Origin of the sequence: Bacillus haimaensis, assembly GCF_048270625.1 — a bacterium.
Classification (GTDB): domain Bacteria; phylum Bacillota; class Bacilli; order Bacillales; family Bacillaceae_I; genus Sutcliffiella_A; species Sutcliffiella_A haimaensis.
This window is the reverse complement of sequence record NZ_CP158164.1, coordinates 3,887,234-3,914,066: the sequence shown is the minus strand read 5'-3', so window position 1 is coordinate 3,914,066 and position 26,833 is coordinate 3,887,234. Positions and strand designations below refer to the sequence as shown.

Annotated in this window: 17 protein-coding genes, 9 tRNA genes, 3 rRNA genes and 2 pseudogenes; all 31 read left to right on the top strand. The window is 46.0% G+C overall.

From position 1 onward, the window contains the following. Positions 1-186 precede the first annotated feature (186 nt). The 31 genes and pseudogenes from spoIIE to ABN702_RS19810 all read left to right on the top strand — a co-directional run bounded on the left by spoIIE (position 187) and on the right by ABN702_RS19810 (position 26,769). On the top strand, positions 187-2,673 hold the full coding sequence (gene spoIIE / locus ABN702_RS19960; RefSeq protein ID WP_417900981.1) for a stage II sporulation protein E: 2,487 nt from the start codon (positions 187-189) through the stop codon (positions 2,671-2,673). Between the two features lie 75 nt (positions 2,674-2,748). Continuing rightward, positions 2,749-3,486, top strand: coding sequence for a VWA domain-containing protein (locus tag ABN702_RS19955; protein WP_386645634.1), 738 nt, complete (start codon positions 2,749-2,751; stop codon positions 3,484-3,486). Beyond that, positions 3,452-4,498 carry a protein kinase domain-containing protein gene (locus ABN702_RS19950; protein WP_417898388.1) on the top strand — a complete coding sequence of 349 codons (1,047 nt, stop codon included), beginning with the start codon at positions 3,452-3,454 and terminating at the stop codon, positions 4,496-4,498. The genes ABN702_RS19955 and ABN702_RS19950 overlap by 35 nt, the downstream gene beginning before the upstream one ends. A gap of 155 nt (positions 4,499-4,653) precedes the next feature. Then, on the top strand, positions 4,654-6,048 hold the full coding sequence (gene tilS / locus ABN702_RS19945; protein ID WP_417898387.1) for a tRNA lysidine(34) synthetase TilS: 1,395 nt from the start codon (positions 4,654-4,656) through the stop codon (positions 6,046-6,048). Between the two features lie 22 nt (positions 6,049-6,070). Then, positions 6,071-6,619 (top strand): hypoxanthine phosphoribosyltransferase, encoded by a 549-nt coding sequence (gene hpt, locus ABN702_RS19940; protein ID WP_386645643.1) that lies wholly within the window; start codon positions 6,071-6,073, stop codon positions 6,617-6,619. A 278-nt stretch (positions 6,620-6,897) separates the two neighbouring features. Next, positions 6,898-8,832, top strand: a complete 1,935-nt coding sequence (ftsH, locus tag ABN702_RS19935; RefSeq protein WP_417898386.1) for an ATP-dependent zinc metalloprotease FtsH — start codon at positions 6,898-6,900, stop codon at positions 8,830-8,832. A 335-nt stretch (positions 8,833-9,167) separates the two neighbouring features. Beyond that, complete coding sequence (locus tag ABN702_RS19930; protein WP_417898385.1) at positions 9,168-9,941, top strand: type III pantothenate kinase; 774 nt, start codon at positions 9,168-9,170, stop codon at positions 9,939-9,941. Positions 9,942-9,962: 21 nt separating this feature from the next. Beyond that, entirely contained in the window at positions 9,963-10,844 is an 882-nt protein-coding gene (hslO, locus tag ABN702_RS19925; RefSeq protein ID WP_417898384.1) for an Hsp33 family molecular chaperone HslO, read from the top strand. 9 nt (positions 10,845-10,853) lie between these two features. Continuing rightward, a complete protein-coding gene (locus ABN702_RS19920) occupies positions 10,854-11,783 on the top strand; it encodes a peptidyl-prolyl cis-trans isomerase (RefSeq protein WP_417898383.1) in 930 nt (309 codons plus the stop codon). 108 nt (positions 11,784-11,891) lie between these two features. Continuing rightward, positions 11,892-12,818 carry a cysteine synthase A gene (gene cysK, locus ABN702_RS19915; RefSeq protein ID WP_417898382.1) on the top strand — a complete coding sequence of 309 codons (927 nt, stop codon included), beginning with the start codon at positions 11,892-11,894 and terminating at the stop codon, positions 12,816-12,818. A 300-nt stretch (positions 12,819-13,118) separates the two neighbouring features. Continuing rightward, complete coding sequence (locus tag ABN702_RS19910; protein WP_417898381.1) at positions 13,119-14,546, top strand: anthranilate synthase component I family protein; 1,428 nt, start codon at positions 13,119-13,121, stop codon at positions 14,544-14,546. Beyond that, positions 14,543-15,129: pseudogene (gene pabA, locus ABN702_RS19905) on the top strand (aminodeoxychorismate/anthranilate synthase component II). Before ABN702_RS19910 ends, pabA begins: the two are co-directional and overlap by 4 nt. Next, positions 15,126-16,028, top strand: coding sequence for an aminodeoxychorismate lyase (gene pabC, locus ABN702_RS19900; protein WP_417898380.1), 903 nt, complete (start codon positions 15,126-15,128; stop codon positions 16,026-16,028). The pseudogene pabA and the gene pabC overlap by 4 nt, the downstream one beginning before the upstream one ends. Beyond that, a complete protein-coding gene (folP, locus tag ABN702_RS19895; protein WP_417898379.1) occupies positions 16,000-16,854 on the top strand; it encodes a dihydropteroate synthase in 855 nt (284 codons plus the stop codon). The genes pabC and folP overlap by 29 nt, the downstream gene beginning before the upstream one ends. After that, positions 16,847-17,209: a dihydroneopterin aldolase gene (folB, locus tag ABN702_RS19890; RefSeq protein WP_417900980.1), complete on the top strand. Its 363-nt coding sequence runs from the start codon at positions 16,847-16,849 to the stop codon at positions 17,207-17,209. Before folP ends, folB begins: the two co-directional genes overlap by 8 nt. Continuing rightward, positions 17,206-17,727, top strand: coding sequence for a 2-amino-4-hydroxy-6-hydroxymethyldihydropteridine diphosphokinase (folK, locus tag ABN702_RS19885; protein ID WP_417898378.1), 522 nt, complete (start codon positions 17,206-17,208; stop codon positions 17,725-17,727). Before folB ends, folK begins: the two co-directional genes overlap by 4 nt. Next, a complete protein-coding gene (locus tag ABN702_RS19880; RefSeq protein WP_386645675.1) occupies positions 17,679-17,912 on the top strand; it encodes a helix-turn-helix domain-containing protein in 234 nt (77 codons plus the stop codon). The genes folK and ABN702_RS19880 overlap by 49 nt, the downstream gene beginning before the upstream one ends. Continuing rightward, positions 17,912-18,795: pseudogene (dusB, locus tag ABN702_RS19875) on the top strand (tRNA dihydrouridine synthase DusB); the annotation flags it as partial. The gene ABN702_RS19880 and the pseudogene dusB, both read left to right, overlap by 1 nt. A 305-nt stretch (positions 18,796-19,100) precedes the next feature. Then, entirely contained in the window at positions 19,101-20,591 is a 1,491-nt protein-coding gene (gene lysS, locus ABN702_RS19870) for a lysine--tRNA ligase (RefSeq protein WP_417898377.1), read from the top strand. Positions 20,592-21,014: 423 nt separating this feature from the next. Further along, positions 21,015-22,563 (top strand): 16S ribosomal RNA (locus ABN702_RS19865). Between the two features lie 183 nt (positions 22,564-22,746). After that, a 23S ribosomal RNA gene (locus ABN702_RS19860) occupies positions 22,747-25,678 on the top strand. A gap of 112 nt (positions 25,679-25,790) precedes the next feature. After that, positions 25,791-25,907, top strand: a 5S ribosomal RNA gene (gene rrf / locus ABN702_RS19855). The 16S, 23S and 5S rRNA genes sit together here with 9 tRNA genes alongside, the layout of an rRNA operon. An 11-nt stretch (positions 25,908-25,918) precedes the next feature. Then, positions 25,919-25,994, top strand: a tRNA-Val gene (locus ABN702_RS19850). A 36-nt stretch (positions 25,995-26,030) separates the two neighbouring features. Then, positions 26,031-26,106, top strand: a tRNA-Thr gene (locus ABN702_RS19845). A 24-nt stretch (positions 26,107-26,130) separates the two neighbouring features. After that, positions 26,131-26,206 (top strand) — tRNA-Lys (locus ABN702_RS19840). A gap of 8 nt (positions 26,207-26,214) precedes the next feature. Continuing rightward, positions 26,215-26,295: transfer RNA gene (locus ABN702_RS19835), tRNA-Leu, on the top strand. A gap of 15 nt (positions 26,296-26,310) precedes the next feature. Continuing rightward, positions 26,311-26,385: transfer RNA gene (locus tag ABN702_RS19830), tRNA-Gly, on the top strand. Between the two features lie 7 nt (positions 26,386-26,392). Further along, positions 26,393-26,481, top strand: a tRNA-Leu gene (locus ABN702_RS19825). Positions 26,482-26,519: 38 nt separating this feature from the next. Further along, positions 26,520-26,596, top strand: a tRNA-Arg gene (locus ABN702_RS19820). Between the two features lie 4 nt (positions 26,597-26,600). Further along, positions 26,601-26,677 (top strand) — tRNA-Pro (locus ABN702_RS19815). 16 nt (positions 26,678-26,693) lie between these two features. Continuing rightward, positions 26,694-26,769: transfer RNA gene (locus ABN702_RS19810), tRNA-Ala, on the top strand. The last annotated feature ends 64 nt before the right edge of the window (positions 26,770-26,833 follow it).

Below are 26,833 nucleotides of genomic sequence, written 5' to 3'. Positions count from 1 at the left end.
TATTGCGTAGTGAATTTACAAAAACTGATGGACAGGAATAGCAAATGCGATGATTTCCTGACAGCTTTTCCCCCATTTCCCTGAATTACGTCGAACGTTTTTCATGAACGCCACTGCTCGTTTGACAAAACTTTTCCTTTTTCCTTTGTATAATGACCTCAATGAACCGAAACGGGAGTGGATATGATGGAGAGAATAGAAGGGAATATGGGGGAGCCAGTTTCTAATGTTCATCTAGGAAAGCTAAAAAAGGGACTGATAAGAAATATTCAAAATGCCAGGAGCAGGATTACATCCGTTCTTTTTCATCAAGGATTCTTGTTGGTCTTTATCGGCTTTCTTTTGGGACGGGCCCTGATCCTTGGAGAAGTGACGCCGTTCGCGCTGCCATTCTTTGCAGCAGTTTATTTTATGAAAAAGAAACGTGCAGGCTTGACCCTGATAGCACTGCTGATCGGATCCAGTACGGTATCCCTTATGACGGCTGCCTATGTGTTCGGAGGGATGATTCTATTCGTGCTCCTGTTCAGGTGGACGCTGGCATTGAAGTTCGAAGCGCTGAAAGCTTTGCCGTTTCTGGTCTTCCTGTCGGCATTCCTTTCCAAGTCGGCCATGCTGTATTTTACAACCGGAATTGTGGCCTATGACTGGATGATGATTGGGGTGGAAGCGGGGCTAGGCTTCATCCTGACGCTTATCTTCTTTCAAAGCATCCCGCTGATCATGATGAGAAAAAAGCGGCAGGCATTCAAGACCGAAGAAATTATTTGCCTCATTATCCTATTGGCCTCCGTACTGACAGGAACAATCGGCTGGACCATGTATGACATGGCCATTGAACATATATTATCAAGATACCTCGTACTGATCTTCGCGTTTGTCGCCGGTGCTACGATCGGATCGACTGTCGGGGTGGTCACAGGTTTGATTCTGAGCCTTGCTACCGTCTCGAATTTATACCAAATGAGCCTGCTTGCTTTTGCGGGGCTTTTAGGTGGCCTGCTGAGGGAAGGGAATAAACTCGGTGTATCCGTGGGACTGCTCCTTGGAACACTTTTGATTGGTATTTATGGCGAGGGAACAAATATGCTGATGCCGACAATCCTTGAATCGATGACGGCAGTGGTACTCTTTTTACTTACTCCGCAAAAAGCCATTTCCAATCTGGCGAAATTTATCCCCGGAACCGCAGAATACAATGCCGAACAGCAGCAATATCTAAGGAAAATACGGGATGTGACCGCCAACAGGGTTGAGCAGTTCTCCCATGTATTCCAGGCGCTGTCGAGCAGCTTTTCCAAATTTCAGTTTGAACAGCCGGATTCTGAGCAGGAAATGGATCTATTTTTGAGCAATGTGACAGAAAAGACATGTCAAAACTGCTTCAAGAAGGACCAGTGCTGGACACAGAATTTTCATAAAACCTATGAATATATGACGAAATTGATGGAGGACACCGAGGAGGGAACCATTAGTTTAAACGTCAAACTACAAAAGGAGTGGGATCGCCATTGTGTAAAATCAGAAAAAGTGAAGACTGTCATCAAGCACGAGTTAACCCAGTTCCACGCGAGTGAAAAGCTGAAAAAACAATTAATGGAGAGTAGGAGGTTGGTAGCCGATCAATTATTAGGGGTATCCCAGGTGATGGAGGATTTTGCGAAAGAAATCCAACGAGAGCGGGAGAATCATTATCTTCAGGAAGACCAAATACTAGATGCGCTGCAAGCGTTCGGTATCCAAATTGAACAAGTGGAAATCTACAGTGTCGAGCAGGGGAATGTCGATATAGAAATGACCGTTCCTTATTGCCAGGGAAGAGGCGAGTGTGAAAAGCTCATTGCTCCGATGCTTTCAGATATATTGAATGAAAACATTATGGTGAAAAAAGAAGAGTGTAATGCAGATAACAATGGATACTGCTATGTATCATTTGGCTCTGCGAAAGCATTTACGGTAGATACAGGAGTGGCACATGCGGCAAAAGGGGGAGGGCTTATATCGGGAGATAGTTTTTCCACTATAGAGTTGGGCCATGGGAAATTCGCCATCGCCATTAGTGATGGCATGGGAAATGGGGAGCGTGCACATTATGAGAGCAAAGAAACCTTAAAACTTTTACAGGAAATTCTGCAATCAGGCATCAAAGAAAAGGTCGCGATAAAATCGGTGAATTCCGTCCTATCGTTGCGAACGACAGATGAAATATTTACGACACTTGATCTAGCAATGATTGATCTTCAGGATGCTTCCGCAAAGTTTCTGAAGGTCGGATCGACGCCAAGCTTTGTAAAAAGGGGGGACCGTGTATTAAAAATAGAAGCCAGTAACCTACCGATGGGAATTATTCAGGAGTTCGATGTGGATGTCGTCAGCGAACAGTTGAAGGCTGGAGACTTGCTCATTATGATGAGTGACGGAATCTTTGAGGGTCCTAAGCATGTAGAGAACTATGATCTATGGATGAAACGGAAGGTGTCGGAGATCCAAACGGATGATCCGCAGGAAGTGGCAGATATCATTATGGAGGAGGTTATCAGAACCCGCTCAGGGCAGATACAGGATGACATGACCGTTGTGGTGGCAAAAATAGAGAGGAACATTCCAAAATGGGCAGCGATTCCTGCGTATCATTATCTATCAAAAAATCAAACGATGAAGGAGGCGTTGTGAAATTCAAGGTATAAATCCATGTGATTTCGTCCATGATGGCTAATGTAAATTATACGCATTAGGAGGGGACGAAACGTGTATAAAGGAACGTTGAAGCAAATTCTATTAATCACAGATGGGTGCTCGAATTCAGGGGAAGACCCGATTGCGATGGCAGCACTTGCGAAGGAACAGGATATTACGGTAAATGTCATTGGGGTAATGGATGAAGATACGATAGATGAGAGGGGCATGCAGGAAATTGAGGGGATTGCGATGTCTGGTGGCGGGGTAAGTCAGATCGTTTATGCGAAAAACTTGTCCCAGACCGTCCAGATGGTAACAAGAAAGGCGATGACCCAAACCTTGCAGGGGGTAATCAACAAAGAGCTTCAGCAAATTCTGGGCTCCAATTCTTCCATGGAGGACCTGCCTCCTGAAAAGCGCGGCGAGGTCATGGAAGTGGTGGATGAATTAGGGGAAACGGTATCGTTGCAAGTATTGATACTGGTGGATACGAGCGCCAGCATGAAATCCAAGCTTCCCACGGTAAAGGAAGCCCTGCTCGATCTTTCCCTTAGCCTAAATGCCAGAATGGGAGACAACCAGTTTTCGGCCTTTGTGTTTCCTGGAAAACGCCAGGAGGTGGAAAATATTCTGGATTGGACGCCGAAGCTAGAATCCCTATCAAGCATTTTCCCGAAATTGGCGACAGGGGGAATTACGCCTACAGGACCTGCACTTAAAGAAGCCATTCCTTATTTCAAGAAAACACGTAGCTTAAGGAGCTTGATTTCCGATGATGAACAATACTATGAAGAATCAGGTAGGTAACCTGCCTCAAGGAACGACCATCTTCGGAAAATGGCACCAAAAAAGTTACACGATTCTTAAGACGCTGGGATATGGTGCGACAGGATATGTGTACTTAACCAGAAGCTCAAGTGGATTAGCGGCACTGAAAATTAGTGAAAATAGTTCATCCATCACTTCTGAGGTTAACGTCCTACGTCATTTTTCGAAGGTCCGGGGATTTTCCCTCGGGCCTTCTTTGTTGGATGTGGATGATTGGATAATGGGCAATGGCCAAAAGGTATTCTCCTTCTATGTCATGGAATACCTGGAAGGAGAAGCATTCCTCACTTTTATTCAGAATAAGGGGATGGAATGGGCAGGGATACTTGTTCTGCAGCTGCTGACCGATCTCCAGACTCTGCACGAGGAAGGCTGGGTATTCGGCGATCTGAAGCCTGACAATCTGATTGTAACCGCGAACCCTCCCAAAGTACGGCTGATTGATGTAGGTGGGACCACGATACAAGGAAGAGCGATCAAGGAGTTTACGGAGTTCTTCGATAGAGGCTACTGGGGATTGGGTTCAAGAAAAGCAGAGCCGACCTACGACCTTTTTGCCGTAGCGATGATCATGATTCATACATGCTATCCGAAGCAATTCCAAAAAAACGGGGAGGGTGGAATCAAGCAGCTGTCATCCTATATACATGGAAATCTTTGGTTGCGCAAATATGAAAAGGTGCTTGTCCGTGCTTTGTCGGGACAGTATACTTCTGCGGCCGCAATGAAAAGGGAATTTCTGCAGGCAATGAGTGATTCCAAGCCTAGCGCGAAAGTTCAAGCTGCGCCACAGGGCAAAGCTAAAGCATCCCCACAGCAAACTTCAGCATCCTATACGAATCGCACGCAGAAAAACCGGGCACGGCAGCAAGCGACGCAAAGCCAGGTGGTACCTAAGAAAAGCAAGTCCAAGGGCTTTATTGAAACAAGTGTCCTGATTACCATTGTACTGGCTGCGTATTTTTTCTATATTTATGGAACACTGCTCTAGTACGATAGCGTTTAGTGCAAGAGAGAATGGGTATAAAGGGATATGGATGTTTTTACAAGTTGAAGGAACGAGCAACTGTTTTGCAGGGGGTTGCCTCAAGTGGTAGGATAAAGGAGAAAATTATACGTGTAAGTTCAAAGGAATGGGTATGATATATGTGGAACAATGTTTCTGCCTTTATTCAAAAGCATCATTTACTTCCTGAAGATTCCAAAGTGGTGATCGGAGTCAGTGGAGGTGCAGACTCCATCAGTCTGCTGCATTATTTAGTCAGTATCCGTGAGGAAAAGCGGTTGGAGTTGGTTGTAGCCCATGTGGACCATATGTTCAGGGGGAAGCAATCGGAAGAAGACATGCTTTTCGTAAAAGCGGAATGTGAGAAAAGAAATATTCTTTTTGAAGGGGCAAGAATCAATGTGTTGGCTTTTCAAAAGGAGAACAAATGGAGCGCGCAGGAAGCCGCAAGAAAGTGTCGCTACTCTTTCTATCAGGAAGTGATGGTAAAGCATCATGCGGATCTTCTGGCACTGGGCCATCATAGCGATGATCAGGTTGAAACAATGCTTATGAGAATGGGACGAGGCTCCTCCATTAATGGATATGCCGGGATTCTGCCGAAGCGCCCTTTCGGAAATGGTTGGATTATTCGCCCGCTTCTTTCCGTGACAAAGGAGGAAGTATTGGATTATGTTCAGCAAAACGGGCTCTCATACCGTCACGATCCAAGCAATGATAAGGACTCCTATCGCAGAAATCGGATAAGGAATCATGTGCTGCCTGTGCTTAAAGAAGAATTTCCTGCACTGAATGAGAAGTTTCAGAGCTTCAGTGAGCATTTACAAGAGGACAATTTCTTCTTGGAGGAATTAACCGAAAAAGAATGGAATAAAGTAATTAAAACCAAAAATGAAAGCAGAGTGGTCCTAAGGAGAAAACCTTTGCTTTTAATGGCAAAACCTTTACAAAGAAGAGGGTTTCAACTAATATTAAACTATCTCTATAATAATGAAATTCCTCCATCTCTTTCCTCTATACATATTGATAATTTGTTATCCTTATTGGAAAGTGAACACCCTTCTGGAATGTTACATTTCCCTAATGATTTGCAGGTTACTCGGTCCTACAATGATTGCACGTTGTCATTTGAAAATGAAAGGGCCATTCCCTTTCGTGCCATGATTGAAGTGCCTGGGAAGATAACATTGCCTACAAATGATGTAATCATTAGCGAGGTTTGGACACACTACAAACATGCTGTTCATGTAGAAAAGAACCAAGCTATCCTAGATTTATCGAAAGTAGCATTTCCGCTTCATGTCAGATCGAGGCTTAATGGGGATCGAATGAAGTTGAAGGGGACGCAGGGCTCCAAAAAACTGAAAAGCATCTTTATCGAAGCGAAAATTCCGATCGCAAGACGGGATTCATGGCCGGTGATAGTGGATGCAAATGAAACTGTTTTATGGGTGCCCATGCTGAAACGTTCGTCTTTTGAAGCAACAGAGGAAACGATGGGTCCAGTTTTAGTTTTAACCATTAAGAAGAGCTAACAGTTTGGGAGGCAACAACGAAATGAACAAAGATATTGAAAAAGTACTCTTTAGCGAAGAAGAGCTTCAAGCAAAGGTAAGAGAATTAGGTGCACAATTGACAGAGGACTACAGTGATCGTTTTCCACTGGCTATAGGTGTCCTTAAAGGCGCTATGCCATTCATGGGCGACCTGATTAAACGCATGGATACATATTTGGAAATGGATTTCATGGATGTTTCAAGCTATGGGAATTCCACTGTTTCCTCAGGAGAAGTTAAGATCTTGAAGGATTTGGACACATCTGTTGAAGGCAGAGATATCCTGATCATTGAGGATATCATTGATAGTGGTCTGACTCTTAGCTATCTAGTGGAGCTTTTCCGTTACCGTAAAGCAAAAACAATCAAGATTGTCACGCTGTTGGATAAGCCAAGCGGAAGAAAAGCTGATATTACAGCTGACTATGTCGGGTTTATCGTACCGGATGAATTCGTTGTGGGCTACGGACTTGATTATGCGGAAAGATACCGCAACCTCCCTTATATCGGAGTGTTAAAGCCTGAAATCTATACAAATAACGAAGAATAAAACTCTTTTCGTAAAGTTAGTTGCTTATGTTCGTGAAAAAATCGGCTTTTGGATTTTTTACAGCACATATCCCCCATATTATTTAAAGAGGAAATAATCTACTATAAGGGAAAAGAGCACGAAAGTGAATAATATTACGTGTTTAAGTTGGATACGTCAAAAGCAACAATGTATGCGAAAACAGCCAAGAATAAACACAAAAAACCTGATTTCTTGAATTGGATTAATTTTCTATGATACTATTGGTTTAGTTTGTCTATCGTGGGAGGAGGTAAGGGATGAACAGAATATTTCGAAACACCATATTTTATTTGCTGATATTTCTAGTGGTCATTGGGGTAGTGAGCTTCTTTAACAGCCCTAATTCGAAAGAAGACCCGATCACCTATAATACATTCATCCAAAATCTTGAAGAGAATAAAGTAGAAGAGTTTTCCATACAGCCTACTCGTTCCGTCTACGAGGTGCGCGGGAAAATTAAAGGTGCAGAAGAGGGCAAGACTTTTGTCACGGCTGTCCCGAATAGTCCAAGTGCTTTAGAACGTGTGGAAACCATTGCTGAAACAAATAACATTGTCATGAACGTGGAAAAAGCGGAAGAAACAAGCGGGTGGGTAACCTTCTTTACTTCCATCATTCCTTTTGTCATCATTTTCATCCTATTCTTCTTCTTGCTCAATCAAGCACAAGGCGGCGGAAGCCGAGTGATGAACTTTGGTAAAAGTAAGGCGAAGCTATATAGCGAGGAAAAGAAAAAGGTCAAATTCAAAGATGTTGCCGGTGCTGACGAAGAAAAGCAAGAGCTTGTAGAGGTTGTAGAGTTCCTTAAGGATCCTCGAAAATTCTCTGAGCTTGGTGCCCGCATTCCTAAAGGGGTCCTGTTGGTAGGTCCTCCGGGTACTGGTAAAACATTGCTTGCAAGAGCGGTAGCCGGTGAAGCTGGCGTACCATTCTTCTCCATCAGTGGATCTGACTTTGTGGAAATGTTCGTCGGGGTCGGTGCATCACGTGTGCGTGACCTTTTCGAAAACGCAAAGAAAAATGCACCTTGTATCATCTTTATCGATGAAATTGATGCAGTAGGTCGTCAACGTGGAGCAGGTCTGGGTGGAGGTCACGATGAGCGTGAGCAAACCCTTAACCAATTGCTGGTTGAGATGGACGGTTTCGGTGCCAATGAGGGTATCATCATTGTCGCTGCAACAAACCGACCGGATATTCTTGATCCAGCACTACTGCGTCCTGGACGTTTTGACCGTCAGATTACGGTGGACCGCCCAGATCTAAAGGGTCGTGAAGCAGTACTTCAAGTACATGCCCGCAACAAACCTTTAGATGACAACATTAATATGAAAACAATCGCGATGCGCACACCTGGTTTTTCGGGTGCCGACTTGGAAAACCTGTTAAATGAAGCTGCGTTAGTGGCAGCAAGACATGACAAAAAGAAAATCGATATGCTTGATATTGATGAAGCAATTGATCGTGTCATCGCTGGTCCAGCGAAAAAGAGCAGAGTCATTTCCAAGAAGGAGCGAAATATTGTCGCTTATCACGAAGCCGGCCATACCATTATTGGTGTCGTTCTTGATGAAGCGGATATGGTACACAAAGTCACCATCGTTCCTCGCGGGCAAGCTGGCGGTTATGCAGTGATGCTTCCAAAAGAAGATCGCTATTTCATGACAAAGCCGGAGCTGTTAGACAAGATTGTCGGATTGTTAGGTGGTCGTGTAGCAGAAGAATTGGTATTTGGAGAAGCGAGTACAGGGGCGCATAACGATTTCCAACGCGCAACTGCCATTGCCCGAAAAATGGTAACAGAGTACGGGATGAGCGAAAAGCTTGGACCGTTACAGTTCGGCCAGAATTCAGGCGGCCAAGTGTTCCTTGGGCGCGATATCCAAAACGAGCAGAACTACAGCGATGCCATTGCACACCAGATCGATACAGAAATTCAGCGTTTCATCAAAGAATCGTATGAACGTGCAAAACAAATCCTGACTGAAAACCGCGATAAGCTTGAGCTGGTTGCTCAGACTCTACTAGAGGTTGAAACACTTGATGCAGATCAAATCAAGAGCCTTGTGGAAAAAGGGAAACTACCAGAACTTCCTTTAACACCAGCAAATGGCCAAGATGATGTAAAAGTGAACATCAACACTAAAAAAGACGCGGACAAATTAGATACAACGGACGATAAGAAAGAATAACAAAAAGATGCCTGGGCTCAGGCATCTTTTTTTGTGGCTATGTTAAAACAAAAATGCAGTTATTGTGTATACTAGCTGTTGATTGGAGCAATAGGCGAAGTCTCCTCGAAAATGCGAGCATTTTCTTCGTGCGATGTATCGCTGCCGAAGTTTTCCTTGTCCCTTGGGTCGCTGCGCCTAGTGCGGAAATCAACAGCGGTGTTAAACAGAGCATTTTTATAGAGAGTTTTGTCGATTTGTGTATTTCCCACGGAATAAGTATTTTTTCTGGGATTGAATAAGGCGTTGTGTGGTATGATGTAGCCATGTAAATAGTTAGTAAAGTGGGGATTATAATGATATTTGTCTTGGATGTTGGGAATACAAATACTGTTATTGGTGTATACGAAGGAGAAGAGTTAAAGCATCATTGGAGAGTGGAAACGAGTCGGAACAAGACCGAGGATGAATTTGGGATGATCATCAAATCCCTCCTTGAGCATGTCGGCCTTTCCTTCAAAGATTTTGAAGGAATTATCATTTCGTCTGTAGTACCGCCAATCATGTTCTCTCTTGAAAGAATGTGCCAGAAATACTTTCATTTAAAACCGTTAGTAGTCGGTCCTGGGATAAAAACAGGCTTGAACATAAAATATGAAAATCCGAGAGAGGTCGGGGCAGACCGTATCGTAAATGCGGTAGCGGGTATCCACCTTTACGGCAGCCCGTTGGTCATTGTGGATTTTGGAACAGCTACCACCTATTGCTATATCAATGAGGACAAGCAATATATGGGCGGGGCCATCGCACCGGGTATCAGCATTTCAACGGAAGCCCTTTATTCCAGAGCTTCAAAGCTGCCAAGGATTGAGATAGCGCGACCTGAAGGTGTAATAGGGAAAAATACAGTAAGTGCCATGCAGGCAGGTATCCTTTTTGGGTATGTAGGCCAAGTGGAGGGAATTGTGGAGCGGATGAAACGTCAGTCTCCTATTCTTCCTAAAGTTATCGCAACTGGTGGACTTGCTTCCCTTATCGGAAATGAATCGGATGTCATCGATATTGTCGACCCGTTTTTAACGCTTAAAGGATTGCATTTGATCTATACAAAGAACACAAAAGAAGATTGAAATTAGAAAGGAGCAACATCAATGTCAGACTATCTTGTTAAAGCACTCGCCTTTGAAGGGCAAGTCCGTGCGTATTCAGTAAGAACAACAGACACCGTATCAGAGGCTCAAAAACGCCATCAAACCTGGCCAACCGCTTCTGCTGCACTAGGAAGAGCGATGTCCGCTTCTGTTATGCTAGGAGCAATGCTTAAAGGGGAAAACAAGCTTACCGTAAAGATTGATGGTGGTGGTCCAATTGGGGTCATCCTAGTGGACAGCAACGCAAAAGGACAGGTAAGAGGGTATGTGACCAATCCACAAACGCATTTTGATTTGAATCAACAGGGTAAGTTGGATGTTGCGCGTGCGGTGGGGACAAACGGAAATCTTTCTATCGTTAAAGACCTAGGTCTAAGAGAGCATTTTTCCGGCCAGACAGAATTGATTTCGGGAGAACTTGGTGAGGACTTCACCTATTATCTGGTCTCCTCTGAGCAAGTTCCATCTGCAGTGGGAGTAGGGGTGCTGGTAAATCCGGATAACTCGATTCTTGCGTCAGGCGGTTTCATCATTCAATTGATGCCAGGTACATCAGAAGAAACCATCACGGTGATTGAAGAAAAGATAAACAATATGACTCCAGTTTCGAAGTTGATAGAAAAAGGACTTACGCCGGAAGAACTTCTGATGGAGATTCTCGGAGCGGAAAATCTGAAGTTCCTGGAGACGTTACCGGTGGAATTTAAATGTCAATGTTCCAAGGAACGGTTTGAACGTGCAATCATCTCATTAGGGGAGAAGGAAATCACGGAAATCATAGAAGAAGAGGGACAAGCTGAGGCTATGTGCCATTTCTGCAATTCATCCTATAAATTCTCCAAGGAAGAGCTAGAAAGTATGAGAGAGCAAGTTAAAGGTTAGGTGACATAGATGCAGCAAAAGGGGCATTTAAAGAGAAAATGGTTATGGAATATAATTTTTGGACTCGTCATTATCAACTGTTTGACCCTGGCATTCTTAGCCAAGCAATCCTTTTCGCTGAAAGAGGCATCAGAAGCGGCGGCATTCGTTAATGGCAATGATAATGTAGTTGCCACTGTCGGTGATACGCCAATCACCAGAAAAGCATTGCTCCAGGAGCTTGAAAAGATGTATGGAGATGAAGTTTCACGGACGTTGGTAAACCAAGAGGTTGTCAAGCAGATGGCGAAAAAATATAAGGTAACCGTGTCGGATGAAGCAGTGGAGAGGGAATGGAACATGATCAAGACCATGTACACCCGTTCCCCGATGCTTCAGAATTCATCAGAAGAAGTAGTGAAGCAGCAGATCAAATCGAGCCTGCTTTTAGAGGAATTGCTTGTAAAGGATGTAACCATTCCGGAAGAAGAAATGGAATCCTACTATGAACAAAACAAAGAGACATTCGCCTTGGACGAAGCATTTCACCTTTCGCACATTGTAGTGGAGACAAAAAAAGAAGCGGAGGCCGTGATTAAAGACCTTAAAGGCGGTTCAAGTTTCTCCTCCCTTGCGATGGAAGTTTCAACGGATGAGCTTACAGCAAATCAGGGAGGCGACCTAGGTTTCCTGACTGCAAAAACAGAAATGTACCCAAGCGCCTATCTTGAAGAGGCACAAGGAATGAAAGATGCTTCTTGGAGTGATGCCATTTCTGTAGATGGACAATATGTGGTCTTGTATTTGCATGAAAAGGTCGAAGGGGTTACATATTCCTTTAAGGAAGTGAAAGACCAGATCAGACGTCAGCTTGCTTTGGAGCATATGGAAGGAACGGCGGACCCATCTATTTTTTGGGAAGAGGTAGGAGTGGAATGGAATCAACCTTCCGCCCAATAGGGATGCATATTTCGTCGATGCAAATAAATTGACAATTCAGACTAAATGGTGTTAAATGGAAGTAATTCCGACAAAAACACTAAGCTTTAATTGAATGGGGGAGTTCAAGTGGTACGAGTTGCAAATTCCATTGAAGAGTTAATCGGTCAAACACCTATAGTAAAACTGAATAGAATCGTTGAAGAGGATATGGCGGATGTCTACCTGAAGCTAGAATTCATGAACCCGGGAAGCAGCGTGAAGGACCGGATTGCTTTAGCGATGATTGATGCGGCAATAGAAGAGGGAACGCTGAAAGAGGGCGATACCATTATTGAACCTACGAGTGGAAACACAGGGATCGGTTTAGCGATGGTGGCAGCGGCTAAAGGGCTTAAGGCAATTTTGGTTATGCCTGATACTATGAGCTTGGAGCGACGCAACCTTCTGCGTGCTTATGGAGCAGAACTGGTACTGACACCAGGTGCAGAAGGTATGGGCGGTGCCATCCGAAAAGCGGAGGCCATCTCCAAGGAAAAAGATCTTTTCATGCCACAACAGTTTAATAATAAAGCAAACCCGGAAATTCATCGCAAAACCACAGGGAAAGAAATTGTGGAGCAGATGGGTGATCATCTGGATGCTTTCGTTTCCGGTATTGGAACAGGCGGAACAATTACCGGTGCAGGGGAAGTGCTGAAGGAAGCTTATCCTGGCATCAAGATTGTAGCGGTGGAGCCAACCGATTCCCCGGTGCTATCCGGCGGGAAACCAGGGCCGCATAAAATTCAGGGGATCGGAGCAGGATTTGTTCCTTCCATCCTTGATACGGAAATCTATGATCAAGTCATAACGGTCAAAAATGAGGAAGCCTTCGAATATGCCCGTCTTGCTGCAAAAGCAGAAGGCATTTTAGGAGGAATATCCTCTGGAGCTGCCATTTTTGCAGCATTGAAAGTGGCCAAGGAGCTAGGGAAGGGCAAAAAAGTGCTGGCGGTTATCCCGAGTAATGGGGAACGCTATTTGAGTACGGCGTTATATCAATTTGAAGAATAGGAAATGTTAAAGGAAAACAGGGTCCGTACTGTTTTCCTTTTTTTATGGTGTTCGCCGAAATTGTTGGTTTGACGAATAAAACATAGGCACGTAAATTTACCTAAAACCGTTCTTTTTTCATTGTATAAAATAATTCACTTTTTTAATAATGTGACGTTTACCTCTGTAAAAAATCCAAAAGCCGATTTTTTACGGTCATGAGCAACATACTTTCTCTTTTATTGGACTATAGAAGTGCAATAATCGACAAGTTTCATGTAGAATATAGGTAATATGCAAGTTAGGAGCGTGACAGCAAGAATGCAAAAAGTACCTGTTGGACGTAAGATAGCCTTGGGAGAGAATGAATGGTTTACCCGATATAAAGTGTTGGCTAAAAATAAACCCTATCATATTCTTTTGGAAAGTGGTCGTGGAGGAAGGTATTGTATCATGGGCCTGGACCCGGTAGCTTCCCTGAAAGGTAAAGATACAACGCTTGAAATCACGGATAAGGATGGGAACAAACATATAGTGAACGGTCATCCTTTGAAGAGGCTGAAAGAGTTTGTGTCAGACAGAACCACTAGAAGGCTGGAAGGCTTTCCTGATTTCACGGGTGGTGCCATCGGTTATTTGACCTATGATTGTGTGCGGTTCATTGAAGACCTTCCTTCTATTTCCGAAGACGATCTTGCCATACCGGACTTGTATTTCCTGCTGTTTGACGATGTGTTCGTTTATGATAAAGAGGAGAAGTCGCTCTACATGGTTGTCCATGTAAAGGAGGGAGAAGAAGCCTCTGCTGAGGAAATGCTCGATAGGTACCAAAACGCGTGGAGCAAACAGGCTGTATCTGTCACATATCCTTTTGAGTCTGTCAGCAATTCCTTGAAAAGGGAGGTTTCCTTTACGGAAGAATCTTTCATGGTAGCGGTGGAGAAGGTGCAGGAGTATATTGCACAAGGAGATGTATTCCAGGTGAACCTTTCCGTAAGGCAAGCGGAACCGCTTTTCACTCATCCAATGGAGATCTATACTGCTTTAAGAAAAATAAATCCTTCTCCATATATGGGCTATTTGCATTTTCCCGAGTTCCAGCTTGTAAGTGGATCTCCTGAGCTTTTAGTGAAGAAAAAAGGCGAGGTAGTAAGTACAAGACCGATAGCCGGGACTCGTTCTCGCGGAAAGACGGATGCGGAAGATCTGCTGCTTGCCAAGGAACTGATCGAAAATGAAAAGGAGCGCGCGGAGCACGTGATGCTGGTGGATCTGGAGCGCAATGACCTTGGAAGAGTGTGTCAGTACGGTACAGTGGAAGTGAATGAATTTATGGCGATAGAGAAATATTCGCATGTGATGCATATCGTTTCCAATGTGCAAGGAGTACTTGCGCAGGATAAAGATGTGGATGATATCATTGAAGCTACGTTTCCGGGTGGAACCATTACGGGTGCACCTAAGGTTCGGACGATGGAGATCATTGAAGAACTTGAGCCGGTAAGGCGTTCTGTTTATACTGGTTCTATAGGCTGGATCGGTTTTGATGGAGACATGGAACTGAACATTTCTATCCGTACGATGATTGCAAAAGATGGAATGGCCTATGTGCAAGCGGGAGCGGGAGTGGTAGTTGACTCTGTTCCAAAAAGAGAATACAAAGAGTCCCTGAAAAAAGCGGCAGCGCTTTGGAAGGCAAAAGAGTTGAGCGAAGAAGAGCAAAAATTACGAGCTGAGGTGAGAGTATGATTTTAATGATTGATAATTACGATTCCTTCACGTACAACCTTGTACAGTACTTGGGGGAGCTTGGTGAAGAACTTGTTGTAAAAAGAAACGATGAAATTACGATAGAAGAAATAGAGGAAATGGACCCGGAGTTTCTGATGATATCGCCCGGCCCATGTTCACCCAACGAAGCGGGTATATCCTTGGAGGTAATCCGGCATTTTGCGGGGAAAAAACCGATCTTTGGCGTCTGCCTTGGACATCAGTCCATTGCCCAGGTATTTGGCGGTGATGTCGTTCGGGCGGAAAGGCTGATGCACGGGAAAACCTCGGAAATGCACCATGATGAGAAAACCATCTTCCGTACCCTTGCCAATCCTTTTACGGCAACAAGATACCATTCCTTGATTGTAAAAAAAGAAACATTGCCCGATTGCTTTGAAATCACGGCATGGACGGACCAGGATGAAATAATGGCAATCCGCCACAAAGAGCTGCCAATCGAAGGGGTGCAGTTCCATCCGGAATCCATCATGACTTCTGTCGGCAAGGAATTGTTGCGCAACTTTATCGATACCTATTCCGCAAAGAAGGTGTAGCATGATTGTCTACAAGGATGGTTCGTGGCAGCCGCTCGAAAATACGAGCATTCCTGTCATGGACCATGGATTTTTATATGGTGTAGGGCTTTTTGAAACATTTCGGACCTATCAAGGATCACCATTTCTTTTCCAGGATCATTTGAACAGATTAAGAGAAGGTCTATCGTCCGTCTATATTGAATGGGAAGAGGATGATAAGTCCCTCCAGCAATTAATCGGGATGGCCCTAGAAAGAAACGGTCTGACCGACGGTGTCCTTCGTTTGAACGTCACTGCGGGCATCAGTAATTGGGGACTGCCCAATGAAACCTATACAAAGCCCTCCACCCTTCTATTCACGAGACCTGTAGCCCCGGTTCAGGATGAAGGAAGAAGAGCTGTATTTTTGCAGATTCCCCGCAATACCCCGGAGGGATCTGTTCGTCTTAAATCGCACCACTACCTTAATAATCTCTTAGGAAAACGGGAGATCGCCAAGCATGCTGATGCAGAGGGGATCTTCCTTACTAGAGAGGGGTACGTCTCCGAGGGGATCGTATCCAATGTTTTTTGGGTGAAGAACAATACCCTATACACTCCAAGTATTTCCACGGGAATCCTGAATGGGGTGACAAGGCAATATGTGATCCACTTGGCATCGCTGCTTGGAGTCAAAGTGGAAGAGGGCACTTTTACGAAAGACGATCTTCTGGGCAGTGAGGAAGTGTTTGTGACCAATTCTACACAGGAAATGGTCCGGATCGCCCGGGTGGATGAGGTTGAATTTCCAGTCATACGGCACCCGCTATTCGACCGTCTAAAAGAACTCTACAAAGAAAGCACCAACAGGCAGCTGCAGTCCTATCAACAGGCAAAGAGGGTTGAAATTCAAAATGGCAAAGACAAACTTATATCAGAGTAAACTAACGTGCGGCCCCTATGAGCTTCCACTTGGAGAGAAAACACTCATTATGGGAATCCTCAACGCCACTCCGGACTCCTTTTCGGATGGCGGAAAATACAATCATATAGATGTCGCGGTGGAACGCGCCAAGGAGCTGATTAAGCACGGAGCGAATATTATTGACATCGGCGGGGAATCCACTCGGCCCGGCAGCATGTATGTGGAAGTGGAGGAGGAACTGGAGCGGGTCATTCCCATCATTTCCGCCTTGGCAAAAGAAATAAAGGTGCCAATCTCCATCGACACGTATAAAGCCGAAGTGGCGAAGCAGGCCATTGAGGCCGGCGCGACTATCATTAACGATGTATGGGGGGCAAAAGCGGATCCCGATATGGCGAAGGTGGCGGCCGTTTACGGGGTCCCGATCATACTGATGCACAACCGTAAGGAACGGAACTATGCTCAGCTTATTCCGGATATGATCAGCGATCTCTATGAGAGTATTACTATTGCCAAGCAGGCCGGTGTGAAGGAAGAGAATATCGTGCTTGATCCGGGTATCGGTTTTGCAAAAACACAAGGGGATAATCTCGATGTGATGAACGCTCTGGAGCACTTCACGGGTCTAGGGTATCCGGTTCTGCTTGGAACCTCGAGAAAATCCTTCATCGGGCATGTGTTGGATGTACCCCCACAGGAAAGAATGGCAGGTACAGGGGCGACAGTGTGCCTTGGGATACAGAAGGGCTGTCAGATAGTTAGGGTGCATGATGTAAAAGAAATCGCCAGAATGGCCAAAATGATGGATGCCATGCTGCAAAGGGGAGGGAGCACTCATCGATAAAATCTATGTGAATCAGATGAAGTTTTACGGATACCATGGAGTTTTTCCGGAGGAGACGAAGCTCGGGCAACGATTTGTCATTGATTTAACTGTGGAGCTCGACCTGTCCAATGCCGGACAATCGGATGACCTTACACAATCGGTTAATTACGCTGACCTTTACAGCACGTGTCAGCAGGTAGTGGAAAAGGAAACCCACAAATTGGTGGAGACGGTTGCGGAACGAATTGCGGCAGATGTGCTGGGCAACTTTCCTCTTATTGAACGCTGCACAGTCAAAGCGATCAAGCCGGATCCTCCCATACCGGGACACTATGAATCGGTTGCCGTGGAAATTACAAGGAGCCGAAGATGAACAATACCTCCTATATTGCACTGGGGTCCAACCAAGGGGACCGAGCGGACATGCTGTGCCGCGCGATCAGGAAATTGGACGAAGATAAGGAAGTAGAAGTAGAGAAAACTTCCTCCATTTATGAAACTGATCCTGTCGGCTATACTGAGCAGGATAAATTTCTGAACATGGTAATTAAAGTAAATACCTCGTATGCCCCCCTTGAATTATTAAAGGTTCTACAAGAAACAGAGCATTTTTTTGGCAGAGAAAGAGAGATTCGATGGGGGCCCAGAACTTTAGACCTTGACATTTTATTGTATAACCAAGAAAATATTGAAAATGAAGAGCTTATTATTCCCCATCCGCGAATGTGGGAAAGAGCCTTTGTGTTGGTTCCTCTGATAGAGATTGCGGATAGTGCAGCTATTCCCAATAATATAGATAAACAAGCACTTCTTGAATTACAAGAAAGAGAAGGGGTACACGTATGGAAGCCGAAAAATGGGGAAGACGTATCCGTGCATTTCGAAAGCTGAAGGGATATACCCAAGAAGCCTTTGCCAAAAATTTAAACATATCTGTTTCCGTACTGGGAGAAGTAGAGCGCGGCAACCGGATGCCAAAAGAAGAATTCCTTCATGCCATTGCGGCAGAATTGAAGGTTCCGTTAGAAGAATTAACACCACCAGAACTAAGAACAAGAGAGGAGGTTAAAAGCTAATGTTGAAAATCGGTGATATTACATTGAAAAATCAAGTGGTACTGGCACCGATGGCTGGAGTATGCAACGCAGCGTTCCGTTTGACTGTCAAAGAATTCGGAGCGGGTCTTGTTTGTGCAGAGATGGTCAGCGACAAAGCCATTCTTTACAAAAACGCCAAAACAATGGGCATGCTCTACATTGATGAAAGAGAGAAACCGCTAAGCCTTCAGATTTTTGGAGGAGAAAAAGATACATTAGTAGAAGCGGCGAAATTCGTAGACAAAAATACGACCGCTGACATTATCGATATTAATATGGGATGCCCGGTCCCTAAAATCGTAAAATGTGATGCAGGGGCAAGATGGCTTCTCGATCCGAACAAAATCTATGAAATGGTTTCCGCGGTAGTAGATGCAGTGGACAAACCGGTTACAGTCAAAATGCGTACTGGCTGGGACGAGGAACATATCTATGCCATCGAGAATGCCCAAGCAGTGGAGCGTGCCGGCGGACAGGCGGTAGCGGTACATGGCCGTACCCGCGTCCAGATGTATGAAGGTCATGCAGATTGGGACATCATCAAGCAGGTAAAAGAAAACGTAAAAATCCCGGTAATCGGCAATGGCGATGTAGAAACCCTCAAGATGCGAAAAGGATGCTCGAGGAAACAGGAGTGGACGGCGTGATGATCGGGCGTGCCGCGCTTGGCAACCCATGGATGATCTACCGTACCGTGCAATACCTTGAAACCGGCAGGCTGGTAGGAGAGCCATCTGTTCGTGAAAAAATGGACGTGTGCAAGCTTCATCTGGACCGTCTGATCGACCTGAAAGGCGAAAATGTTGCCGTTCGTGAAATGCGCAAGCATGCCGCGTGGTATCTGAAGGGCATCCGTGGAAACGCGAAAGTGCGTAACTCCATCAATGAATGCAACACAAGATCAGATCTTGTCAGTCTGATAGACAGCTTGGTAGAAGAAAAAGAACAGCAGGAAATGAATATCCAGGTAATTTGACATGCCCACAAGGCTATCCTATAATACCCCTAGATTACCCTTCTAAACTGCCAGTCCGATGCTGGCAGTTTTAGCTTTATTTATAGTTGGTAAAAATATAAGATATAGTAATAGATGGAACGTGTTAGAAAAGAAATGTAATGACATGTACATAGAAGGAAAGAATAATATGAAGGTTGGAGTTGAGTGTGATGAGTCAAGAAGAATTAAACTTGAATGACCAATTATTGGTGAGACGGGAAAAACTGCAAAAGCACCGAGATAAAGGCTTGGATCCATTTGGAACAAGATTTGAACGTACAAACGATTCAAAACAGCTAATCGCTGAATACGGAGATATCGAAAAGGAGGAACTGGATACAAAAGAAATCTCTGTTACGATTGCTGGCCGCATTATGACAAAGCGCGGCAAAGGGAAAGCGGGCTTTGCTCACATTCAAGATCTGACTGGCCAAATCCAGCTATATATCCGTAAAGACGCGGTCGGAGATGATGCCTATGAAATTTTCAACTCAGCTGACATCGGAGATATCGTTGGAGTAACAGGTATGATTTTTAAAACTAAAGTTGGCGAGCTTTCCATTAAAGCTACTTCGTTTGAACTTCTGACAAAAGCATTACGTCCACTTCCTGAAAAATATCATGGCTTAAAAGACGTGGAGCAACGCTACCGTCAGCGCTACCTGGACTTGATTACCAATCCGGAAAGTAAAGAGACTTTTATCGCAAGAAGCAAAATCATTCAAGCGATGCGTCGCTACCTTGATGACCACGGTTACCTTGAAGTGGAAACACCGATGATGCACTCTATCGCAGGTGGAGCTTCAGCAAGACCATTCATCACGCACCACAATACATTGGATATGACTCTTTATATGCGTATTGCCATTGAGCTTCACTTGAAACGCCTGATTGTCGGGGGACTGGAGAAGGTCTATGAAATCGGACGTGTGTTCCGTAATGAAGGTGTGTCCACTCGACATAACCCGGAATTCACCATGATTGAACTGTACGAAGCGTATGCGGATTACAACGATATTATGAATCTTACAGAAAATCTGATTGCCCATATTGCCAAAGAAGTACTTGGCAGCACAAAAGTAATGTATGCCGATACCGAGGTGGACTTGACACCACAGTGGAAACGACTGCACATGGCTGACGCAGTTAAAGAAGCGACAGGTGTAGACTTCTGGCAGGAAATGACGGATGAAGAGGCGCATGCCCTTGCAAAAGAACACGGCATCCAAGTAACAGAACATATGCAATTCGGACACATCCTGAATGAGTTCTTCGAGCAGAAAGTGGAAGAAACACTGATACAGCCAACATTCATCTATGGCCACCCGGTGGAAATCTCCCCACTTGCAAAGAAAAATGCCGAAGACCCACGATTCACTGATCGCTTTGAATTGTTCATTGTAGGTCGTGAGCATGCTAATGCCTTCACGGAACTGAATGATCCTATCGATCAAAAAGAGAGATTCGAAGCGCAGCTCAAAGAAAAAGAGCAAGGAAACGACGAGGCGCATGAAATGGATCATGACTTCATTGAAGCTTTAGAATACGGAATGCCTCCTACAGGTGGACTCGGAATCGGTATAGATCGCATCGTGATGCTCTTAACCAATTCTCCTTCAATTAGGGATGTATTATTATTCCCGCAAATGAGACATCGTTAATAGTAAAGGGACTCTTCTTCATCAGTGAGAAGAGTCCCTTTTTTGCATTCTCAGAATCATATTATTGGAGTGTGCCTTGCACTGTCATTTCTATTGGATTCCTGCTTAGAATAATGCGATTATTACAACATTAAGGTTTCGTAAAATATATTACAAAAAGCTATTGCCTTTAGGGTTGTACGGTGGTATATTTATAAACGTTGTCACGAACGACAGCGTTTCTTCAAAAAAGAAATGAAAAAAGTTGTTGACACAGATTAATGAATTTGGTAAGATAATAAAGTCGCCTTGAGAGAGACGGCGTTAGAAAATGATCTTTGAAAACTAAACAAAACAACAGCGTCCACGTTAATCTTATAGGGATTAACAAAGAACGAAAAAGAAACATAAGCTAGTCAACATTTGAGCATAAGCTCAAACTCTTTATTGGAGAGTTTGATCCTGGCTCAGGATGAACGCTGGCGGCGTGCCTAATACATGCAAGTCGAGCGGACTTACAAAAGCTTGCTTTTGTAAGTCAGCGGCGGACGGGTGAGTAACACGTGGGCAACCTGCCCTTGAGACTGGGATAACTTCGGGAAACCGGAGCTAATACCGGATAATATAAGGAACCTCCTGGTTCCTTATTGAAAGATGGTTTCGGCTATCACTTAAGGATGGGCCCGCGGCGCATTAGCTAGTTGGTGAGGTAACGGCTCACCAAGGCGACGATGCGTAGCCGACCTGAGAGGGTGATCGGCCACACTGGGACTGAGACACGGCCCAGACTCCTACGGGAGGCAGCAGTAGGGAATCTTCCACAATGGACGAAAGTCTGATGGAGCAACGCCGCGTGAGTGATGAAGGCCTTCGGGTCGTAAAGCTCTGTTGTTAGGGAAGAACAAGTGCGAGAGTAACTGCTCGCACCTTGACGGTACCTAACCAGAAAGCCACGGCTAACTACGTGCCAGCAGCCGCGGTAATACGTAGGTGGCAAGCGTTATCCGGAATTATTGGGCGTAAAGCGCGCGCAGGTGGTTTCTTAAGTCTGATGTGAAAGCCCACGGCTCAACCGTGGAGGGTCATTGGAAACTGGGGAACTTGAGTGCAGAAGAGGAAAGTGGAATTCCAAGTGTAGCGGTGAAATGCGTAGAGATTTGGAGGAACACCAGTGGCGAAGGCGACTTTCTGGTCTGTAACTGACACTGAGGCGCGAAAGCGTGGGGAGCAAACAGGATTAGATACCCTGGTAGTCCACGCCGTAAACGATGAGTGCTAAGTGTTAGAGGGTTTCCGCCCTTTAGTGCTGCAGCTAACGCATTAAGCACTCCGCCTGGGGAGTACGGTCGCAAGACTGAAACTCAAAGGAATTGACGGGGGCCCGCACAAGCGGTGGAGCATGTGGTTTAATTCGAAGCAACGCGAAGAACCTTACCAGGTCTTGACATCCTCTGACAACCCTAGAGATAGGGCTTTCCCCTTCGGGGGACAGAGTGACAGGTGGTGCATGGTTGTCGTCAGCTCGTGTCGTGAGATGTTGGGTTAAGTCCCGCAACGAGCGCAACCCTTGATCTTAGTTGCCAGCATTAGGTTGGGCACTCTAAGGTGACTGCCGGTGACAAACCGGAGGAAGGTGGGGATGACGTCAAATCATCATGCCCCTTATGACCTGGGCTACACACGTGCTACAATGGACGGTACAAAGGGCAGCAAAACCGCGAGGTCGAGCCAATCCCATAAAACCGTTCTCAGTTCGGATTGCAGGCTGCAACTCGCCTGCATGAAGCCGGAATCGCTAGTAATCGCGGATCAGCATGCCGCGGTGAATACGTTCCGGGCCTTGTACACACCGCCCGTCACACCACGAGAGTTTGTAACACCCGAAGTCGGTGGGGTAACCTTTTGGAGCCAGCCGCCTAAGGTGGGACAGATGATTGGGGTGAAGTCGTAACAAGGTAGCCGTATCGGAAGGTGCGGCTGGATCACCTCCTTTCTAAGGAATATGACGCTGTTTGTTTTGTTTAGTTTTGAGAGAGCATTCTCTCTAATATGTTCCTTGAAAACTAGATAACGTTAAGTAATATCAAGATACATTCACAAGTATCGTTCATCTTAGTAATTTTCTTTTAAGATATCATCGCTGATATCGAAAAAACATGACAATTAGTTTGTCAACGGTTAAGTTATTAAGGGCGCACGGTGGATGCCTTGGCACTAGGAGCCGATGAAGGACGGGACTAACACCGATATGCTTCGGGGAGCTGTAAGTAAGCTTTGATCCGGAGATTTCCGAATGGGGAAACCCACTGCTCGTAATGGAGCAGTATCTTTACCTGAATACATAGGGTACTGAAGGCAGACCCGGGGAACTGAAACATCTTAGTACCCGGAGGAAGAGAAAGCAAACGCGATTTCCTGAGTAGCGGCGAGCGAAACGGAATTAGCCCAAACCAAGAGGCTTGCCTCTTGGGGTTGTAGGACACTCAACATGGAGTTACAAAGGAACGGGGTAAATGAAGCGATCTGGAAAGGTCCGTCATAGAAGGTAAAAACCCTGTAGTTGAAACTTCGTTCCCTCCTGAGTGGATCCTGAGTACGGCGGGACACGAGAAATCCCGTCGGAAGCAGGGAGGACCATCTCCCAAGGCTAAATACTCCCTAGTGACCGATAGTGAACCAGTACCGTGAGGGAAAGGTGAAAAGCACCCCGGAAGGGGAGTGAAATAGATCCTGAAACCGTGTGCCTACAAGTAGTTAGAGCCCGTTAATGGGTGATAGCGTGCCTTTTGTAGAATGAACCGGCGAGTTACGATCCCGTGCAAGGTTAAGTCGATGAGACGGAGCCGTAGCGAAAGCGAGTCTGAATAGGGCGAATGAGTACGTGGTCGTAGACCCGAAACCAGGTGATCTACCCATGTCCAGGGTGAAGTTCAGGTAACACTGAATGGAGGCCCGAACCGACTCACGTTGAAAAGTGAGCGGATGAGGTGTGGGTAGGGGTGAAATGCCAATCGAACCTGGAGATAGCTGGTTCTCTCCGAAATAGCTTTAGGGCTAGCCTCATATGTTAGAGTCTTGGAGGTAGAGCACTGATTGGACTAGGGGTCCTCATCGGATTACCGAATTCAGTCAAACTCCGAATGCCAAAGACTTATCTATGGGAGTCAGACTGCGAGTGATAAGATCCGTAGTCAAGAGGGAAACAGCCCAGACCGCCAGCTAAGGTCCCAAAGTATACGTTAAGTGGAAAAGGATGTGGAGTTGCTTAGACAACCAGGATGTTGGCTTAGAAGCAGCCACCATTTAAAGAGTGCGTAATAGCTCACTGGTCGAGTGACTCTGCGCCGAAAATGTACCGGGGCTAAACGTATCACCGAAGCTGCGGACTGTTCTTGCGAACAGTGGTAGGAGAGCGTTCTAAGGGCGTTGAAGCTAGACCGGAAGGACTGGTGGAGCGCTTAGAAGTGAGAATGCCGGTATGAGTAGCGAAAGAAGGGTGAGAATCCCTTCCACCGAATGCCTAAGGTTTCCTGAGGAAGGCTCGTCCGCTCAGGGTTAGTCGGGACCTAAGCCGAGGCCGAAAGGCGTAGGCGATGGATAACAGGTTGATATTCCTGTACCACCTCCACTCCGTTTGAGCAATGGGGGGACGCAGAAGGATAGGGTAAGCGCACTGTTGGATATGTGCGTCTAAGCAGCAAGGCTGAGAAGTAGGCAAATCCGCTTCTCATTAAGGCTGAGCTGTGACAGCGAGGGAAATATAGTACCGAAGTTCCTGATTTCACACTGCCAAGAAAAGCCTCTAGCGAGGAGTATGGTGCCCGTACCGCAAACCGACACAGGTAGGCGAGGAGAGAATCCTAAGGTGAGCGAGAGAACTCTGGTTAAGGAACTCGGCAAAATGACCCCGTAACTTCGGGAGAAGGGGTGCTCTGTTAGGGTGTTAAAGCCCGAGAGAGCCGCAGTGAATAGGCCCAGGCGACTGTTTAGCAAAAACACAGGTCTCTGCGAAGCCGTAAGGCGAAGTATAGGGGCTGACGCCTGCCCGGTGCTGGAAGGTTAAGGGGAGAGGTTAGCGCAAGCGAAGCTTTGAACCGAAGCCCCAGTAAACGGCGGCCGTAACTATAACGGTCCTAAGGTAGCGAAATTCCTTGTCGGGTAAGTTCCGACCCGCACGAAAGGCGTAACGATCTGGGCACTGTCTCAACCAGAGACTCGGTGAAATTATAGTACCTGTGAAGATGCAGGTTACCCGCGACAGGACGGAAAGACCCCGTGGAGCTTTACTGTAGCCTGATATTGAATTTTGGTACAGCTTGTACAGGATAGGTAGGAGCCTGAGAAGCCGGAGCGCTAGCTTCGGTGGAGGCGTCGGTGGGATACTACCCTGGCTGTATTGAAATTCTAACCCGCAGCCCTTATCGGGCTGGGAGACAGTGTCAGGTGGGCAGTTTGACTGGGGCGGTCGCCTCCTAAAGAGTAACGGAGGCGCCCAAAGGTTCCCTCAGAATGGTTGGAAATCATTCGCAGAGTGTAAAGGCACAAGGGAGCTTGACTGCGAGACCTACAAGTCGAGCAGGGACGAAAGTCGGGCTTAGTGATCCGGTGGTTCCGCATGGAAGGGCCATCGCTCAACGGATAAAAGCTACCCCGGGGATAACAGGCTTATCTCCCCCAAGAGTCCACATCGACGGGGAGGTTTGGCACCTCGATGTCGGCTCATCGCATCCTGGGGCTGTAGTCGGTCCCAAGGGTTGGGCTGTTCGCCCATTAAAGCGGTACGCGAGCTGGGTTCAGAACGTCGTGAGACAGTTCGGTCCCTATCCGTCGTGGGCGCAGGAAATTTGAGAGGAGCTGTCCTTAGTACGAGAGGACCGGGATGGACGCACCGCTGGTGTACCAGTTGTCTTGCCAAAGGCATAGCTGGGTAGCTACGTGCGGACGGGATAAGTGCTGAAAGCATCTAAGCATGAAGCCCCCCTCAAGATGAGATTTCCTTTTACTTCGGTAAGTAAGATCCCTGAAAGATGATCAGGTAGATAGGTTCGAGGTGGAAGCATGGCGACATGTGGAGCTGACGAATACTAATCGATCGAGGACTTAACCCAAAAAACAATGAACGGCACTTGTGAATCTTGGTAAGAAAAACGTTATCTAGTTTTGAAGGAATATAGCAAATAATGCTTGATTTTCTTTCAAAAGTTTATATAATATTAATAGTCTGGTGGCGATAGCGAAGAGGTCACACCCGTTCCCATACCGAACACGGAAGTTAAGCTCTTCAGCGCCAATGGTAGTTGGGGGCTGTCCCCCTGTGAGAGTAGGACGTTGCCAGGCTATATATATTCGGAGGATTAGCTCAGCTGGGAGAGCATCTGCCTTACAAGCAGAGGGTCGGCGGTTCGATCCCGTCATCCTCCACCATGATTTTTTCACGTAGTGAAAAGAATATATTTTCTTGCCGGTGTAGCTCAGTTGGTAGAGCAACTGACTTGTAATCAGTAGGTCGTGGGTTCGACTCCTATCGCCGGCACCACTTTTCTCAAATATATATCATTTAGTGCCATTAGCTCAGTCGGTAGAGCATCTGACTTTTAATCAGAGGGTCGAAGGTTCGAGTCCTTCATGGCACACCATTTATCATGCGGGTGTGGCGGAATTGGCAGACGCGCTAGACTTAGGATCTAGTGTCTTTGACGTGGGGGTTCGAGTCCCTTCACCCGCATTGTAATTTTATAACGCGGAAGTAGTTCAGTGGTAGAACACCACCTTGCCAAGGTGGGGGTCGCGGGTTCGAATCCCGTCTTCCGCTCCAACGACTTGCCGGGGTGGCGGAACTGGCAGACGCACAGGACTTAAAATCCTGCGGTAGGTGACTACCGTACCGGTTCGATTCCGGTCCTCGGCACCACAGTTTTTTCAATATTGAAATAAAACTTTCATATATTAGCGCCCGTAGCTCAATTGGATAGAGCGTTTGACTACGGATCAAAAGGTTAGGGGTTCGAGTCCTCTCGGGCGCGCCATTTACGGGGAGTAGCTCAGCTTGGTAGAGCACTTGGTTTGGGACCAAGGGGTCGCAGGTTCGAATCCTGTCTTCCCGACCAGTAGAACTTTATATTTGGGGCCTTAGCTCAGCTGGGAGAGCGCCTGCTTTGCACGCAGGAGGTCAGCGGTTCGATCCCGCTAGGCTCCACCAACAGTATTTTGAAAATGATCTTTGAAAACTAAACAAAACAACAGCGTCCACGTTAATCTTATAG